Genomic DNA, 14,836 nt, shown 5'->3' on the forward strand with positions numbered 1-14,836 from the left:
CCCCCGACACCCCCACCCCCTTTCCTCAAAATTTTAGCGTACAATTTTGTGAAGTAAGGGAGGATGTGCTTAGCAGCGAAAAACCAATACTTCCTTGGGACCGCTGATTAAAGGCCTTTTGGAAACGCGCAGTTATTTCGTTTGGCTAGGCGCGAGCTTTTTTTGAAGCAGGAGTGACAATTCCGCAGGAAAGCGGAATTGGAAACCGCCCGAAGGGCGGGAGCCGAAGGCCGAGGCCCAGGACGGGCCAAGTCAACTCTTCTGTCCTCGACTGTTTCAAAAAAAGTGAAGTAACACCGCCAAACGGAATAAATCAGCGTTTCTCTACAAGCTGAGGGCCTTCTCCAGCCTCGCTACAGAAACCTCTTGCCCAATGGCAGCCATAGCCTCGGCAAGGTCTGGCCCGCCGCCGGAACCCAGCAGGGCCACGCGCAAGGCAGGGGCAACGGCCTTGAACTTCAGGCCATTGTCTTCCACATAGCTGTGCAGAGCGTGGTGCACGGCGTCTTTGTCGAAGCTGGCAAGCCCGGCAAAGCGTTCCTTCAGCACACGCACATGCTCCCGGCCTTCCGGGGTCAGGCTTTTGGCCACAGCAGCGGCGTCATAGGCTACTTCGGCAGCAGGCAAGAGCAGCCCTTTCATGGCTTCTGCCAGTTCCACCAGCGTACTGGTACGCGGCTGGAACAAGGGAATAACACGCAAGGCCAGGGCGTCATCGGCGCAGGGGGCTTCAATACGTTCCAGGAACGGCTTCACACGGGGCAGCAGGGCCTCGGCAGAAAGGGCGCGCAAGTGCTGGGCGTTAATCCACAGCAGCTTTTCCGGATCAAAAGCAGCTGCACTGCTGTTCAGGCTGGTGCCATCAAAAAACTGCACCAACTCTTCCATCGTGAATATTTCCTGGTCGCCATGGCTCCAGCCAAGGCGCACAAGGTAGTTTACCAAGGCTTCCGGCAGCAGGCCGTCTTCTTCGTATTCAATAACAGCCTTGGCCCCATGGCGCTTGGAAAGCTTTTGTCTGTCTGGCCCCAGAATCATGGGTACATGGGCAAACTTGGGCTGCGCAGCGTCCAGGGCTTCATACAGCAAAATCTGCTTGGGGGTGTTGTTCACGTGGTCGTCGCCGCGCATAACATGCGTCACGTTCATGGTAATGTCGTCCACCACCACTGCAAGGTTATAGGTGGGGGCACCGTCGCTACGGCGCAGCACCATGTCGTCCAGTTCCGCCACGTCAAAAGCCACATGGCCCTTGACCATATCTTCAAACACCACACGGCCCGTTGCCGGGGCTGCAAGGCGCACCACACGCCCCGGCCCGGCTCCAAGGCCCTTCTGGCGGCAGCAGCCGTCGTACCGGGGCTTGCCCCCTTCGGCACGGGCTTTTTCGCGCATGGCTTCCACCTTTTCCGGGGAACACTCACACCAGTAGGCGTTGCCAGAAGCCAGCAGCCGGTCAATGTATTCATTATACACATCAAAGCGCTTGGTCTGGTATAAAGGCTCGCCCTCGCACTCCAGCCCCAGCCAGATCATGGAAGCCAGAATGGAGTCGGTATATTCCTGGCGCGAACGCTCCAGGTCGGTGTCTTCAATACGCAGCAGAAACTTGCCGCCAAAATGGCGGGCAAATAACCAGCAAAAAGCAGCCGTGCGAGCGCCGCCAATGTGGAGATGCCCCGTAGGGCTGGGAGCAAAGCGGGTGACAACCGTCATGAGTATATCCTTCTATGAATGATTGAGTGATTTTTTTATTGGGGCGGCTCTGCCCCCCCCCCCCCCCCCCCTGCAAGGGACGTGACGCCCCTTGCAGGGGGTATGGGGGACAGCGTCCCCCAATAAGGCTCATTATGCAATGCGCTCAAGCCACACCGCCAAACGGAAAATGTCACAACCCGGCAAGCGCTGGATTTTTTCGTTTGGCAAGGCGCGATGTATTTTGGGAAGAGGCGGCTGGACTTCTTTGGTCCTGCCCCTCTTTCAAAAATGCAAGCAACGCCGCCAAATGGAAAAAGACAGCGCTTGCCTAGTGAGGGTGGCCAAAGCCAGGTATCGCCAGCTTTCGTTCCAAGCGCCGCAAAATCCAGGCTGCCAAGGTAGTGAGCACCAAGTAATACAGGCCCGCCGCCAGATAAATTTCAATGTAGCTGAAAGTTCTGGCTGCCAGTTCTTTTGCCTGCCCGGTAAGTTCAATGAACGTCAGGGTATAGGCAAGGGAAGAGTATTTTACCAGATAAATAACTTCATTACCGCACCCTGGCAGGGCAAGGCGCAGGGCTTGCGGCACAATAATGCTACGTACGGTTTGCCACTGGGTAAAGCCAAGGGCCTGGGCGGCCTTGGTTTGCCCCTGACGAATGGAAAGCAGCGCACCGCGCACATATTCTGAATGATAGGCCGCGCTACACAGAATAAACCCGGTGATAGCGGCTTGGTAGGCGCTGAAATAAATTCCCCACTTGGGCAGGGCAAAGTAGATGAAATACAGTTGCAGAAGCAGAGGCACACCACGAAACACGGCAACGTAGATGTTGGTAATGCGCTGGCACCAGGCCGGACCGTACACCCGCAGGGCCCCCACCACAATGCCCCCAAAAAAACCGAGAATGGCAGAAGGCACAACAAGCAGCACGGTCATGCCAAGGCCCTGGTTCAGGGCGGGCAGCACACGGTCCCACAGCACGCTGGGGTCTGTAAAGCCTAGCATACGTGCCCCCGGTGCAGGAAAGCAAACGCAGTGGCTTGCTCAGCCAGCTGAAAAAAGAGACCTAGCACCCGCATTCCTCCGCCAGCAATTTGCTGCAAAAATCTGCGGTGCGGGTGCCTGCCCCTGGGGCAAGCAAAGCATCCGGGCTGCCGCGCTCAATAATACGGCCCTGCTCCATAAAAATAATCTCTGTGGCCAGGGCGCGGGCAAACTCCATTTGGTGGGTGGCCATAATCATGGTCATGCCATTGCTGGCAAGTTCGCGAATAACGGCCAGCACTTCCCCCACCAGTTCCGGGTCCAGGGCGGAAGTGGGTTCGTCCAGCAAAATAACCTGGGGGTCCATGGCCAGGGCACGGGCAATGGCAACACGCTGCTTTTGCCCGCCGGAAAGTTCCGCTGGGTAGAGCCCGGCCCGGCGGGAAAGCCCCACCCGCTCCAGTTCTGCCATGGCCCGCAGGCTGGCCTCGCGCTTGGAAAAGCCGCGCACTTTGCGCAGGGCAATGGCCACGTTTTCCTGGGCTGTAAGGTGGTCAAACAGGTTAAAATCCTGAAAAATCATACCCACTTGCTGGCGCAAAGCATAAAGCGAAGGCTTGTGGTGCGGTTCCACCTTTTCACCCTTCAAAATAATATTCCCGGCATCCGGGGCAATAAGCAGGTTCACACACTGCAAAAAAGTGCTTTTTCCTGCCCCGGAAGGGCCAATAAGCACTTTCAGCTCTCCCTGGCGCACAGCAAGGGAAACGTCGTGCAAAATGGTTCTGCCCCCAATTTTCTTGGTAATATTTTCCATTTCAAGAATAACAGGGCGGGTGTCCACCGCGTCATCAGGGGAAGGGGAGCCATGGGAAGAAGCAAATTGCGTCATGAGCCTTTTCTGCCTTACATGGGGGTATAGCCCGGAATGCGTACACGCGCTTCCAGGGCCCGCAGGGCGCGCACGCCCGCAAAGGTGATAATGAAGTAAAGCCCTGCTGCGGCAAGATAAAATGCGGTATATTCCGTGGTGCTGGTGGCAATGGCCTTGGTGCGGGACATAAGTTCCATGGTGCCCAGCACGGAAACCAGGGCTGAGTCTTTCAGCAGAATGGAATATTCATTGGTCCAGCCAGGAATGGCAAGGCGCAGGGCCTGCGGCAGAATAATGGCCCCAATGGCCATGGGGGTGCTCATGCCAAGGGCATAGGCCGCACGAAGCTGGCCCTGGGCAATGGCATTAATGCTGCCCCGAAAAATTTGTGATTGATAGGCCGCGCTGGTACACCCCAGCACAATGCAGGAAGCCGCGAAGGGAGAAATATCCAACTCCAGTTGAAAGGCAAGGCCAAAGTAGAATAAAAAGAGCAGTACAAGAATGGGAACCCCGCGGAAAAACCATACATACAACCGCACAAACTGGCGCAAGGGCATGGGGCCGTACACCTGCCCAACGGCAAGGGGCACCCCCAGCACAAAACCGCCCAGCATGGCAAGCACAACCGTACCAATGGTTACAAGCGCACCCTGCCCCAAAAAAGGCAACGCGCTGATTACTGTTTCAATACTTTCCAGCATGTGGGTCCTATTAGTGTACTGTACATGGGGAGGCTCTGCCTCCCCTACCCCCTCCGCCAAGGGCATGATGCCCTTGGAACCCCCATTTGCGTCCACTTTTTCGCTTTGCGGAAAAGTGAACGCAAATGGGAATCAAGGGAACAATTCCGCAGGAAAGCGGAATTGGGAACCGCCCAAAGGGCGGGAGCCGAAGGCCGAGGCCCAGGAAGGGCCGAGTCAATCATTCCCCTTGCAGGGGGCTGGGGGACAGCGTCCCCCAATGAAAGTCAATAAAATTCATTGTACAATAGTCAACTACTCAGGAAAGTACTTGGCTTTCAGCTCGCCCCAGTAGGGGTCTTTCATGAGCAGGGCATACCCTTCATTGATTTTTGCCAGCAGTTCTTTGTCTTCTTTGCGCACGGCAACACCAAATTCGTCGGGTTCTGCAAATTCACCCACAACTTTCACAGGCTTCTTCCCTTTTTTGATAGCAACTTCTGCGGGGGCAGAATCCACGGCAGCGCCATCAATACGGCCATTCACAAGGTCGTCAATAGCCATGGGGGGGGAATCGTAAAACTTCAGGGTGTAGTTCCAGCCCAATTTTTCGATGTTCTGCTTCAGCAGTTCAGCTTCGTTGGTGCCGCTTTGCACACCAAGGGTCTTTTTGCCTTTCAGCAGGTCGTCTTTGGTCAGGTTGCTGTCTGCACGGGTAAGCAGCTGCTTGCGCACAGTCCAGTAAGGGGTGGAAAAGTTCACACGTTCTTTCCGCTCGGGGGAAATGCTCATGCCAGAGCATACCATATCTATTTTCTTGGCCTGCAGGCTGGGCACAATGCCGTCCCAATCCATAGGACAGTGTTCCACAGTAAAGCCCATTTTCTTTGCAATCCAGTTCATGGCATCCACATCAAACCCGGAAGGTTTGCCAGTTTTATCCATAAAGGCAAAAGGCGGATAGTTGGCGTCTATGCCATTCACAAGCACTTTTTTTTCTGCACCTATTGCACTACCAGAAAAGGCAAGCAGCAGCACGGCACATGCCGCCAGCAAAGTCCGAAACTTCATAGCCATCGCTCCTCGTTTCATAAACGTACATAAAAAAGAAAAGGTACCGGAACACCATGCGCCGGCCCGCCAATACACACAGCCGCAACGCATGTAACGTACGAACCATGCACTGCATTATACCGCTTCCTGTACCTGGCCCACAGGGAACACCAAGCATGGCAACACTGTTGTTGCACAAAAACAGCTAACAGCAGCAATAGCCCATCCCTCACATATGCGCTGACCTTTGGTAGGTAACAGATGCGAAGCCCGGTGGCAAGCAGCCAAAGGCTTGCAAACCTCGGAACAATCGCGCTATACTCTGGTCATAGGCCAGATCAAGTATATATTTGCACGCACGGAGCGCCCATGGCAGACCCACATCAGGTTTTTACACAATACATCGCAGAAAGTGGGCTTAAAAACACCCCGCAGCGCCACACTATTCTGGAAGTATTCCTTTCTGCTGGAAAGCATTTAAGCACGGAAGAACTGTATACAGAAGTGCGCGCCATTGAAAAAAATGTGGGGCAGGCCACGGTGTACCGCACCCTGAAACTGCTGTGCGAAGCTGGCCTTGCCAAAGAACTGCACTTTGGCGACGGCATTGCCCGCTATGAACCCAGCCTGGGCATTGCCCACCACGACCACCTTATTTGCACCGTATGCCATAAAAATATTGAATTTTTAGACAATACCATTGAGCAACTGCAAAACGAACTGGCTTCGCGCCACGGCTTTACCCTTACCTCCCACCGCCTGTATCTGTATGGGGTATGTGCAGACTGCCAGCCCAAAGGGAACCGCTGAGTCTTCTTCCCCTTCTCTGCCAGACGTTTAACGCACCCTCCTTGGCGTCCTCTTGCCTTGCCATTCATCCTCCTCCCTACCTGCCCTGCTTCTTCTGCACCCTGAATTATTCCGGCTGGCACGTTTCCTGCTAGTCCCTTACTGCACCGTCATGTTCCTGGCGGTATGTTTCAAGAAACGCTCAGTAATCAGCGTTTCCCACTGTAAGGGAGATTGCACAATGCCACATATGCCACACCCCCCACGGTTTTTGCGCTGCCGCCTGTTGCTTGGCGCTTTTTTAGCCGTGCTTTCCCTGGCCTGCCTGTGGCAGGGGGCTGCCCCGGAACCCTCTGCGGTGCAAGCTTTGGCAGGGGGCACTTTGCCCACCATGGGGGCAGAAGCTGAAGCCAAACAACGCCTGAAACCCATTGTGGACACCCTGGCCCTGAGCCTTGGGGGCATTTTGGCCAATTTGCCACAAGCCACAGGGGCAGAAGCCCTGTTTGCCGCGGCAGACACCCTTACCCTGAGCCAAAACGGCCATGAAGTGTATTACAGCATCTGGCAGGGCACCCGCCTTATCCATTCCCCCATGAACCCGGGGGAGGACAACCTGGAACTGGGGCAAAGCAAAGATACGTCTGGTATTCCCCTTATGGAAGAGCTGGCAAAAGGTGCGGAGTTTGGCATTTTCCTGCCGTTCAGCCTGCTGCCACCGGATGAAGGCGGCCCCACCCACCTAGCCTATGCCCGCACCATTCATGGTTCTGCCTGGCACCTTACAGCCTTTGTGCCCCTAGGCTTACCAAGCCTCCCCCCGGATTTTCACCATAAAATGCGGCTGGGCTTTTATTCCCTTGGCGCTTCCTTTGCCGGGCTTGCGGCCCTTGTGCTTCTCAGTTGTACGCACAACGGTTGGGCCAGCATAGGCAGGAAAAAAGCCAACGCCTGAGCGTGCGTCCAAAATTCGTCCATTCTGCCACATCGTTGCTATAAGCCTCCCCAAAGGGGCAGCGCGGCCTTTTACGCCCCGCACCTTACTTCCCCGCTTTTTCTCACACCCAAGGCGCTTTTAGCGCATGCCCCGCACTATTCTTGCCCCACGCCCGGTTTCCACTTGAATACTTTTGCGAAAGAGCCTATACTTTTTGTTGTTTTTAGCGGCAGCCTGCCTTAGAAGGTAGCCTTTTTATCCACCACATTACAGTCATTTTTTTGGCAACACCGTGTGCATACTTCTATTTGATATTGGCAACACCAACCTGAAGGTTGCCGTAAGCCGCGGCCCTGCCGCGCCAGCCACCTACGCCCTGCCCTCTTCCGATAAACAAACGGCAGACGCCATTGGCCTGTTGCTACTGGACATTCTACGCCACCAACGCTTGCAGCCTGAAGAAATTACTGCCTGTATCGGGGCTTCCGTTGTGCCGGGGCTTGCCGACCTTACGGCCCAGGCCGTGCAAAAATACCTGGGCAAGCGCATGCTGTTTGCCCCGGAACATGTGCCCATTCCGCTGGAAAATAACTATGCCCGCCCCCATGAAGTGGGGGCAGACAGGCTTGTTGGTGCTTTTGCAGCCCGCAGGCTTTACCCCCAAGCACCCTCCATTATTTGTGTAGATTTTGGCACTGCCACCACCTTTGACTGCGTTGCCGGCAACACCTACCTGGGGGGCCTTATTTGCCCCGGCGTGCTTTCTTCCATGAATGCCCTGGCCGCCAACACGGCAAAATTGCCCCGCATCAGCCTTGAGGTGGAAACCACCACCCCGGAACCGGGGCGTTCCACCGCCACCAGCCTGAACCACGGCTTTGTGTTTGGCTTTGCCGCCATGGCTGAAGGGCTGTGCGCAAAACTTTCCGCCGGGCTTCCCGGCCCAACATGCATAGTAGGAACAGGCGGCTTTTCCAGCGCTTTGACGCAGGTAACCACTTGTTTCACCTCCGTTCACCCCGACCTTTTGTTGGAAGGGCTGCGGCTTTTATACACTGAAACATACGGAAACGCACCATGCCCAGGAAATGCCGGGGAACCCAACACGGTTCACCCACACTTCTAGCACGCCCCAAGGGCCTTGCCCTACAATGCAGCATGCACAAACGCAATTTCGTACAACGCGGGGCATTCCCCGCCTTACAGACCAAGGAGACACCATGAGCAGCATCGTATCTGTTTGGGCACGAGAAATTCTGGACTCACGCGGGAACCCCACCATTGAAGTTGAGGTGGGCCTGGAATCCGGCCAAGTAGGCCGCGCCGCTGTTCCTTCCGGTGCCTCCACAGGCAGCCGTGAAGCCCTGGAACTGCGCGACGGCGACAAAACCCGCTACTCCGGCAAGGGCGTTACCCGTGCTGTAGAAAACGTGAACAGCATTATTGCCCCTGCCATTATGGGCTACAACGCCTTAAAGCAAGTGCAAATAGACCTTGCCCTTATCGACCTTGACGGCACAGACAACAAAGACCGTTTAGGGGCCAACGCCATTTTGGGTGTTTCCCTGGCAACGGCCCGCGCTGCTGCCAACTCCCTGGGCCTGCCCCTGTACCAATACATAGGCGGCGTCAACGCAAAGGTCATGCCTGTTCCCCTTATGAATATCATTAACGGCGGCGCCCACGCCCCCAACAACCTGGATATTCAGGAATTCATGGTTCTGCCTGTTGGGGCACAAAGCTTTGCCGAAGCCCTGCGCATGGGTGCGGAAACGTTCCATTCCCTGCGTTCCCTGCTGGCAGCAGACGGCCACGTCACCAGCGTAGGGGATGAAGGCGGCTTTGCCCCCAACCTGAAAAGCCACGATGAAGCCTTCCAGTATATCATGCGGGCCATTGAAGAAGCAGGCTACACCCCTGGCATCGACATGATGCTGGGCATTGACGCCGCTGCCAGCGAATTTTACCGCAACGGGCGCTATGAACTGAAGGGCGAAGGCAAAACTCTTTCCTCCTCTGAAATGGTAGACTACCTGGGCTCCTTCACCCAGCGCTACCCCCTTATTTCCATTGAAGACGGCCTGGCCGAAGGCGACTGGGACGGCTGGCGCGAACTGACGGCCACCCTTGGCAACAACGTGCAGCTTGTTGGCGACGACATTTTTGTCACCAACCCGGAAATTCTGGCCCAGGGCATTGCCGAAGAAGTGGGCAACTCCATTCTTATTAAACTGAACCAGATTGGCACCCTCAGCGAAACCCTGGACACCGTGGAAATTGCCAAGCAAAACGGCTACACCACCATTATTTCCCACCGCTCCGGGGAAACAGAAGACGCCTTTATTGCCGACCTTGCCGTGGGTACCAACGCCGGGCAAATTAAAACTGGATCCCTGTGCCGCAGCGACAGGCTGGCAAAATACAACCAGCTTCTGCGCATTGAAGAGCAGCTTGAAGAAACCGCCCTGTATTACGGCCCTGCCCTGAATGCCCATTACGGCACCATGGAAGACGAGGAGTAGTTGCCGCATGTTAATTCTTGACGGCAAAGCTGCTGCTGCCTCCCTTCGCCAGGAACTGGCGGGGGAAGTGGCAGCCCTTGAAAAGCAGTATGGCTCCCGCCCCGGCCTTGCGGTTATTCTGGTGGGGCAAGACCCTGCCTCCCAGGTGTATGTGCGCAACAAGGAACGGGCCTGCCATGAAGCGGGCATCCATTCCGAAGCCCACCGCCTGCCAGATACCACCCCGCAGGACGAACTGTTGGCGTTAATTGACTCCCTCAACGCCCGCAAGGACATTCACGGCATCTTGCTGCAGCTCCCCTTGCCAAAGCACCTGAACAGCCAGTTGTGCCTTGAACGTATTCACCCGGAAAAAGACGTGGACGGCTTCCACCCGGTGAATATGGGCAAGCTCACCCTTGGGCTGCCGGGCCTGCGTCCATGCACACCCAAAGGGGTTATGGTGCTGCTGGAGCGCTACAACCTTTCCCCCGCCGGGAAAAAGGCCGTGGTTGTCGGGCGCAGCAACATTGTGGGCAAGCCCCTGGCCCTTATGCTGGGTGCCCCCGGCCCCTTTGCCAATGCCACAGTTACTGTGTGCCATTCCGGCACCCCCAATCTGACAGAAGTATGCCGCGAGGCTGACTTCTTGTTTGTGGCCATGGGCCGCCCGCGCTGCATTACGGCTGATATGGTCAAAGCGGGCGCTGTGGTGGTGGATGTGGGCATTAACCGCACCGAAGACGGCCTTTGCGGCGACTGCGACTATTCCGGCCTTATGGAAAAAGCCGCTGCCATGACCCCGGTACCCGGCGGCATTGGCCCCATGACCATTGCCATGTTGCTGGCCAATACGGTGCAGGCCTTTCAACAGCAATGTGCCTGTTAGAGAAACGCTGAGTTATTCCGTTTGGCTATGTTACTGCACGTTTCCAAATAGTCATTTATTTGGTGGTGCCCAATCAAATTACAGTAACCCCGTGTGATAAAAAACACTTGACGCTGTCCAAAAAAGGCAGTAATTATGCTGCCTGCCTCAATTTGCGGCATGTAGGCGCGTAGCTCAGGGGTAGAGCGCTTCCTTGACATGGAAGAAGTCAGCAGTTCAAAGCTGCTCGTGCCTACCATTAAAAATACTATACAAAAGGGAGGCCCAGCCTCCCTTTTGTTGTTTTTGCGTGGCATGCGGCAAACCGCCCAACGCGCAACGCAGCTTTTTTTCGGGCGGCATGGGCACACCCGTGTTTCCATATGGAACAGAAAAAATGCCCCTGGCTCTTGACAAACGCCCTGAACAATGCACAAGTAGCCTGCGCTACCTGTTTTTTTGTGCCCTATTTGCAAAGAGCCAACACAAGACCGTTGGCCACTCAAAGCATCATATTTTCTATCGCCAAGAACACAGGCTACAGCCTGCCAAATGCGCAGCGCATATAACCGCCACACAACAAGGGAAACAAGGATACGCACGTGAACATCACCGTTGAAGGCAAACAAGTTGAAATTCCCGCAGAAGCAACCTGCGGCGATGCCCTCAAAGCCGGGCTTTCCGGCAAACGCTTCAAAGCCACTGTGGCTGCACAGGCTGGTGATGCCCTGCTTGACCTGAGTGCGGCCGTGCCTGCGGGTGCCACCGAACTCACCCCTGTTCTGCTGGAAAGCCCTGAGGGCCTGGAAATATTACGCCACAGCACCGCCCACATCATGGCTGCTGCTGTGCTGCGCCTGTTCCCCAAAACAAAAGTGACCATTGGCCCTTCCATTGCCACGGGTTTTTATTACGACTTCGACCCCGTGCGCCCCTTTACCGTGGACGACTTTGAAGCCATTGAAAAGGAAATGCGCCGCATTGTGGAAGCTGCCGAGCCCTTCACCCGCAGTGTGGAAGACAAAACAGCCAGCATTGCCCGCTTTACCGCCAAAGACGAACCTTACAAAGTGGAAATTATGGGGGACATTCAAGACCCCACCGTTTCCCTGTACACCCTTGGCGACTTTATTGACCTGTGCCGTGGCCCGCACTTGCCAAGCACCGCTTTTGCCAAGCACTTCAAGCTGCTTTCCGTAGCAGGTGCATACTGGCGCGGCAACGAGAAGAACAAAATGCTTTCCCGCATTTACGGCACCGCCTTTGCCACCGAAGCTGAACTGAAAGCCTACCTGCACCGCATTGAAGAAGCCAAACGCCGCGACCACCGCAAGCTGGGACGCGAGCTTGACCTGTTTGACTTCCATGAAGATGTGGCACCCGGCATGGTGTTCTGGCACCCAAAAGGCATGTTGGTGCGCACCATTTTAGAAGATTTTTTGCGCAAAGAGCACTTGAAGCGCGGGTATGAACTGGTGCAAGGCCCGCAACTGCTGCGCCGAGAACTGTGGGAACGCTCCGGGCACTATGCCAACTACCGTGAAAACATGTACTTTACGGAAATTGAAGGCGATGCCTACGGCGTAAAACCCATGAACTGCTTGGCCCACATGCTTATTTACGGCAGTGCCCTGCGCAGCTACCGCGAACTGCCCGTCCGCTATGCCGAACTTGGGGTGGTTCACCGCCACGAAATGAGCGGTGCCCTGCACGGGCTGCTCCGTGTACGTCAATTCACCCAGGACGATGCCCACATTATTTGTACCCCGGACCAGCTTGAAGCGGAAATTATCGGGGTTATCAGTTTTATTCGCGACCTGTTCACATTGTTTGGCTTTTCCTATAAGATTGGCGTGGCAACCCGCCCGGAAAAGTCCATTGGGACAGATGCAGACTGGGAACGCGCCACCAAGGCCCTTATCAAGGCCCTGGAAAAAATTGACATTCCCTTTGTTATCAACGAAGGGGACGGCGCATTCTACGGCCCTAAAATTGACTGCCGCGTTACAGACAGCCTGGACCGCGAATGGCAGTGTTCCACCGTGCAGTGCGACTTTACCCTGCCGGAACGCTTTGAACTTGAATACGTTGCCCAAGATGGCAGCCGCCAGCGCCCTGTAATGGTGCACCGCGCCATTCTTGGCTCGCTGGAACGTTTTATTGGCATTCTTATTGAACACTGCGCCGGGGCCTTCCCCACGTGGCTTGCCCCTGTGCAGGCACGGGTAATTACCGTTACCTCGCAGCATGATGCCTATGCGGAATCGGTGTGTGCGCGCCTGCGCCTTGCGGGCATTCGCACGGAAACCGACTTGCGCAATGAAAAACTGGGATACAAAGTGCGCGCTGCGCAAATGGACAAAATCCCCTATGTTCTTGTCATTGGTGACAAGGAGCTGGAAGACGAAGGCGTTAACGTTCGCCTGTTTGGTGGCGACTCCCTTGGCTTTAAAACCCTGGCCGAGGTGGAAGCGCTTATTCGTGAAGACAGCGAAGCACCCTTTAAACGAGGAGGTATGAACTATCGCTTCTCCTAATGTACGCCCACGCCGTAACGAACCTACGGACGCGGTTCGACGCAATGAACAGATTCGCGTTCGTGAAGTGCGCCTGATTGGCGCTGAAGGTGAACAACTTGGCGTGGTGGAACGCAATGAAGCCATGCGCCTGGCCCAGGAAGCAGGCATGGATCTTGTAGAGGTTGCTGCCACAGCAGAACCGCCAGTTTGCCGCATTATGGATTACGGCAAATTCAAGTACGAGACCCAAAAGAAAAAGCAGGAAGCCAAAAAGCGCCAGACGGTTATTGAGATCAAGGAAATCAAGCTGCGCCCCAAAACGGACGAGCACGATTACCAGACAAAGCTCAAGCACATTCGTCGCTTTATTGAAGACGGCGACCGCTGCAAGGTAACCATCTTTTTCCGTGGCAGGGAAATTGTCCACAAAGACCGTGGCCAAACCATGCTGGAACGTGTGGTTATTGATACCCAGGATATTGCCAAGGTAGACCAGGAAGCCCGCGCTGAAGGCAGAACACTGCACATGATGCTGGCACCGGTGCCTAAAAAGTAACAGCCTGGAACACGTTGGGCACAACGGGCCTGTGCCTTCCCATGCGTACGGCACACACCGTTACGGTGTTTGTACTGGTACGCTTTGGTTTGGCAAGATAGGGATTGAAGGGAAAAAGTGCAAAAATCACTTTTTCCGCTTGCATCCTGCCCTGTTTTGTCGCATTATGCCCGTTCACCGGAATGCGGGGCATGCGTGCATGCCCACATGGTTGTTGTATGGCGGCAGGGCCGCAGGCCAGCCCGGGCAACGGTGCCCGGCTACACTGCCCCCCACCGCATATTTGTTATTGTAAGGAGCAAACCATGCCGAAGATTAAAACCAAGCGCGCCGCGGCAAAACGCTTTACCACAACTGGTACTGGCAAATTCCGTCGCCGCAAGCAAAACCTGCGCCACATTCTTACCAAAAAGAATGCCAAGCGCAAAATGCGCCTCGGGCAAAGCGCCATTGTTGACAAAGCCAACGAAGGTGCCTGCCGCAGAATGATGCCTTACGCCTAAGGAAACGCTGATTTGTTCCGTTTGGCTGCGTTTCTTCACTTTTTGTGAAACAGTCGAGGACAAAAGAGTCCACTCCTGCTTCCCAAAAAGCTTGTGCCTTGCCAAACAAAAAACTGAGCGTTTCCAAAACGCCATTTAGTCAGCGAGTGCTTAGGAGAGGGTAGATTCTACCCCGTGCATTTGTGTATGTTTCCCGTCTTGGAGACGGGTGTTTATCGTAACGCTTTTCTGGCTTCCCTTCGCCTCGGAAAGCTATTAGAAGTCTCTGGAGGATTTCCATGCGTGTAAAGAGAGGGCTCACGGCGCACAGACGCCACAAAAAATACCTTGACCTTGCCAAAGGGTACCGCGGCGGCCGCAGCGTACTGTACCGCACAGCCCGTGAAGCAGTTGAAAGAGCACTTTGTTATGCCTACCGCGACCGTAAGGTCCGGAAGCGCGAATTCCGCAAACTGTGGATTCTGCGTATTAACGCCGGTGCGCGTCAGCACGGTCTTTCCTATAGCCGCTTCATGGATGGCCTGAAAAAAGGTGGCATCGCCCTTGATCGTAAAGTGCTTGCCGACCTTGCCGTTCATTGCAAGGAAGATTTTGCCATGCTGGTGGAAAAAGCAAAAGCCAGCCTGGCCTAAGCATTCATCTTCTGCATATATGACGCATTCAAGTGTATCATACAGCAGAAACGTTTAAACACGAAAAGGGCTGGTTGCAGCCCTTTTCGTGTTTAAAGCCTCTGGCACCATCAATATTAAGAAAGCGCTCAGTTTTTCGTTTGACAAGGCACGAGCTTTTTTTGCGGCGGGTGCTGGACTCTTTGGTCCTGCCCCGCCGCAAAAAAAGTGAGTAACGCAGTAAAACGGAAAAATC

Annotated in this window: 14 protein-coding genes and 1 tRNA gene; 10 read left to right on the top strand and 5 right to left on the bottom strand. The window is 55.0% G+C overall.

Going from position 1 to position 14,836, the window contains the following annotated elements; genetic code table 11:
* Positions 1-324: 324 nt before the first annotated feature.
* From gltX to G497_RS0114185, 5 genes are all read right to left on the bottom strand, one after another.
* Positions 325-1,716: a glutamate--tRNA ligase gene (gltX, locus tag G497_RS0114165; protein ID WP_034638138.1), complete on the bottom strand. Its 1,392-nt coding sequence runs from the start codon at positions 1,714-1,716 to the stop codon at positions 325-327.
* Between the two features lie 310 nt (positions 1,717-2,026).
* The gene (locus G497_RS0114170) at positions 2,027-2,707 is read right to left on the bottom strand and encodes an amino acid ABC transporter permease (protein ID WP_034638141.1); all 681 of its coding nucleotides are present in this window, start codon (positions 2,705-2,707) and stop codon (positions 2,027-2,029) included.
* Positions 2,708-2,768: 61 nt separating this feature from the next.
* A complete protein-coding gene (locus tag G497_RS0114175; RefSeq protein ID WP_034638164.1) occupies positions 2,769-3,503 on the bottom strand; it encodes an amino acid ABC transporter ATP-binding protein in 735 nt (244 codons plus the stop codon).
* 89 nt (positions 3,504-3,592) lie between these two features.
* The gene (locus G497_RS0114180; RefSeq protein WP_027188641.1) at positions 3,593-4,264 is read right to left on the bottom strand and encodes an amino acid ABC transporter permease; all 672 of its coding nucleotides are present in this window, start codon (positions 4,262-4,264) and stop codon (positions 3,593-3,595) included.
* Positions 4,265-4,558: 294 nt separating this feature from the next.
* Positions 4,559-5,314, bottom strand: a complete 756-nt coding sequence (locus G497_RS0114185) for an ABC transporter substrate-binding protein (protein WP_439328864.1) — start codon at positions 5,312-5,314, stop codon at positions 4,559-4,561.
* 351 nt (positions 5,315-5,665) lie between these two features.
* Between G497_RS0114185 and G497_RS0114190 the strand changes: the two genes are divergently transcribed.
* From G497_RS0114190 to rplT, 10 genes are all read left to right on the top strand, one after another.
* Complete coding sequence (locus tag G497_RS0114190) at positions 5,666-6,106, top strand: Fur family transcriptional regulator (protein ID WP_027188643.1); 441 nt, start codon at positions 5,666-5,668, stop codon at positions 6,104-6,106.
* Between the two features lie 220 nt (positions 6,107-6,326).
* Positions 6,327-7,040: a hypothetical protein gene (locus tag G497_RS0114195; RefSeq protein WP_027188644.1), complete on the top strand. Its 714-nt coding sequence runs from the start codon at positions 6,327-6,329 to the stop codon at positions 7,038-7,040.
* Positions 7,041-7,314: 274 nt separating this feature from the next.
* A complete protein-coding gene (locus G497_RS18435; protein WP_084516333.1) occupies positions 7,315-8,148 on the top strand; it encodes a type III pantothenate kinase in 834 nt (277 codons plus the stop codon).
* A 94-nt stretch (positions 8,149-8,242) separates the two neighbouring features.
* The gene (gene eno / locus G497_RS0114205) at positions 8,243-9,544 is read left to right on the top strand and encodes a phosphopyruvate hydratase (protein ID WP_027188645.1); all 1,302 of its coding nucleotides are present in this window, start codon (positions 8,243-8,245) and stop codon (positions 9,542-9,544) included.
* 7 nt (positions 9,545-9,551) lie between these two features.
* Positions 9,552-10,412, top strand: a complete 861-nt coding sequence (folD, locus tag G497_RS0114210; RefSeq protein ID WP_027188646.1) for a bifunctional methylenetetrahydrofolate dehydrogenase/methenyltetrahydrofolate cyclohydrolase FolD — start codon at positions 9,552-9,554, stop codon at positions 10,410-10,412.
* Positions 10,413-10,575: 163 nt separating this feature from the next.
* A tRNA-Val gene (locus tag G497_RS0114215) sits at positions 10,576-10,650 on the top strand.
* A 343-nt stretch (positions 10,651-10,993) separates the two neighbouring features.
* A complete protein-coding gene (gene thrS / locus G497_RS0114230; RefSeq protein WP_027188647.1) occupies positions 10,994-12,928 on the top strand; it encodes a threonine--tRNA ligase in 1,935 nt (644 codons plus the stop codon).
* Positions 12,915-13,466, top strand: a complete 552-nt coding sequence (infC, locus tag G497_RS0114235; RefSeq protein WP_027188648.1) for a translation initiation factor IF-3 — start codon at positions 12,915-12,917, stop codon at positions 13,464-13,466. Before thrS ends, infC begins: the two co-directional genes overlap by 14 nt.
* 305 nt (positions 13,467-13,771) lie before the next feature.
* Positions 13,772-13,969 (top strand): 50S ribosomal protein L35, encoded by a 198-nt coding sequence (rpmI, locus tag G497_RS0114245; protein ID WP_027188650.1) that lies wholly within the window; start codon positions 13,772-13,774, stop codon positions 13,967-13,969.
* A 278-nt stretch (positions 13,970-14,247) separates the two neighbouring features.
* Entirely contained in the window at positions 14,248-14,601 is a 354-nt protein-coding gene (gene rplT, locus G497_RS0114250; RefSeq protein ID WP_027188651.1) for a 50S ribosomal protein L20, read from the top strand.
* The last annotated feature ends 235 nt before the right edge of the window (positions 14,602-14,836 follow it).

Origin of the sequence: Desulfovibrio cuneatus DSM 11391 (assembly GCF_000430005.1) — a bacterium.
Lineage (GTDB): Bacteria > Desulfobacterota > Desulfovibrionia > Desulfovibrionales > Desulfovibrionaceae > Frigididesulfovibrio > Frigididesulfovibrio cuneatus.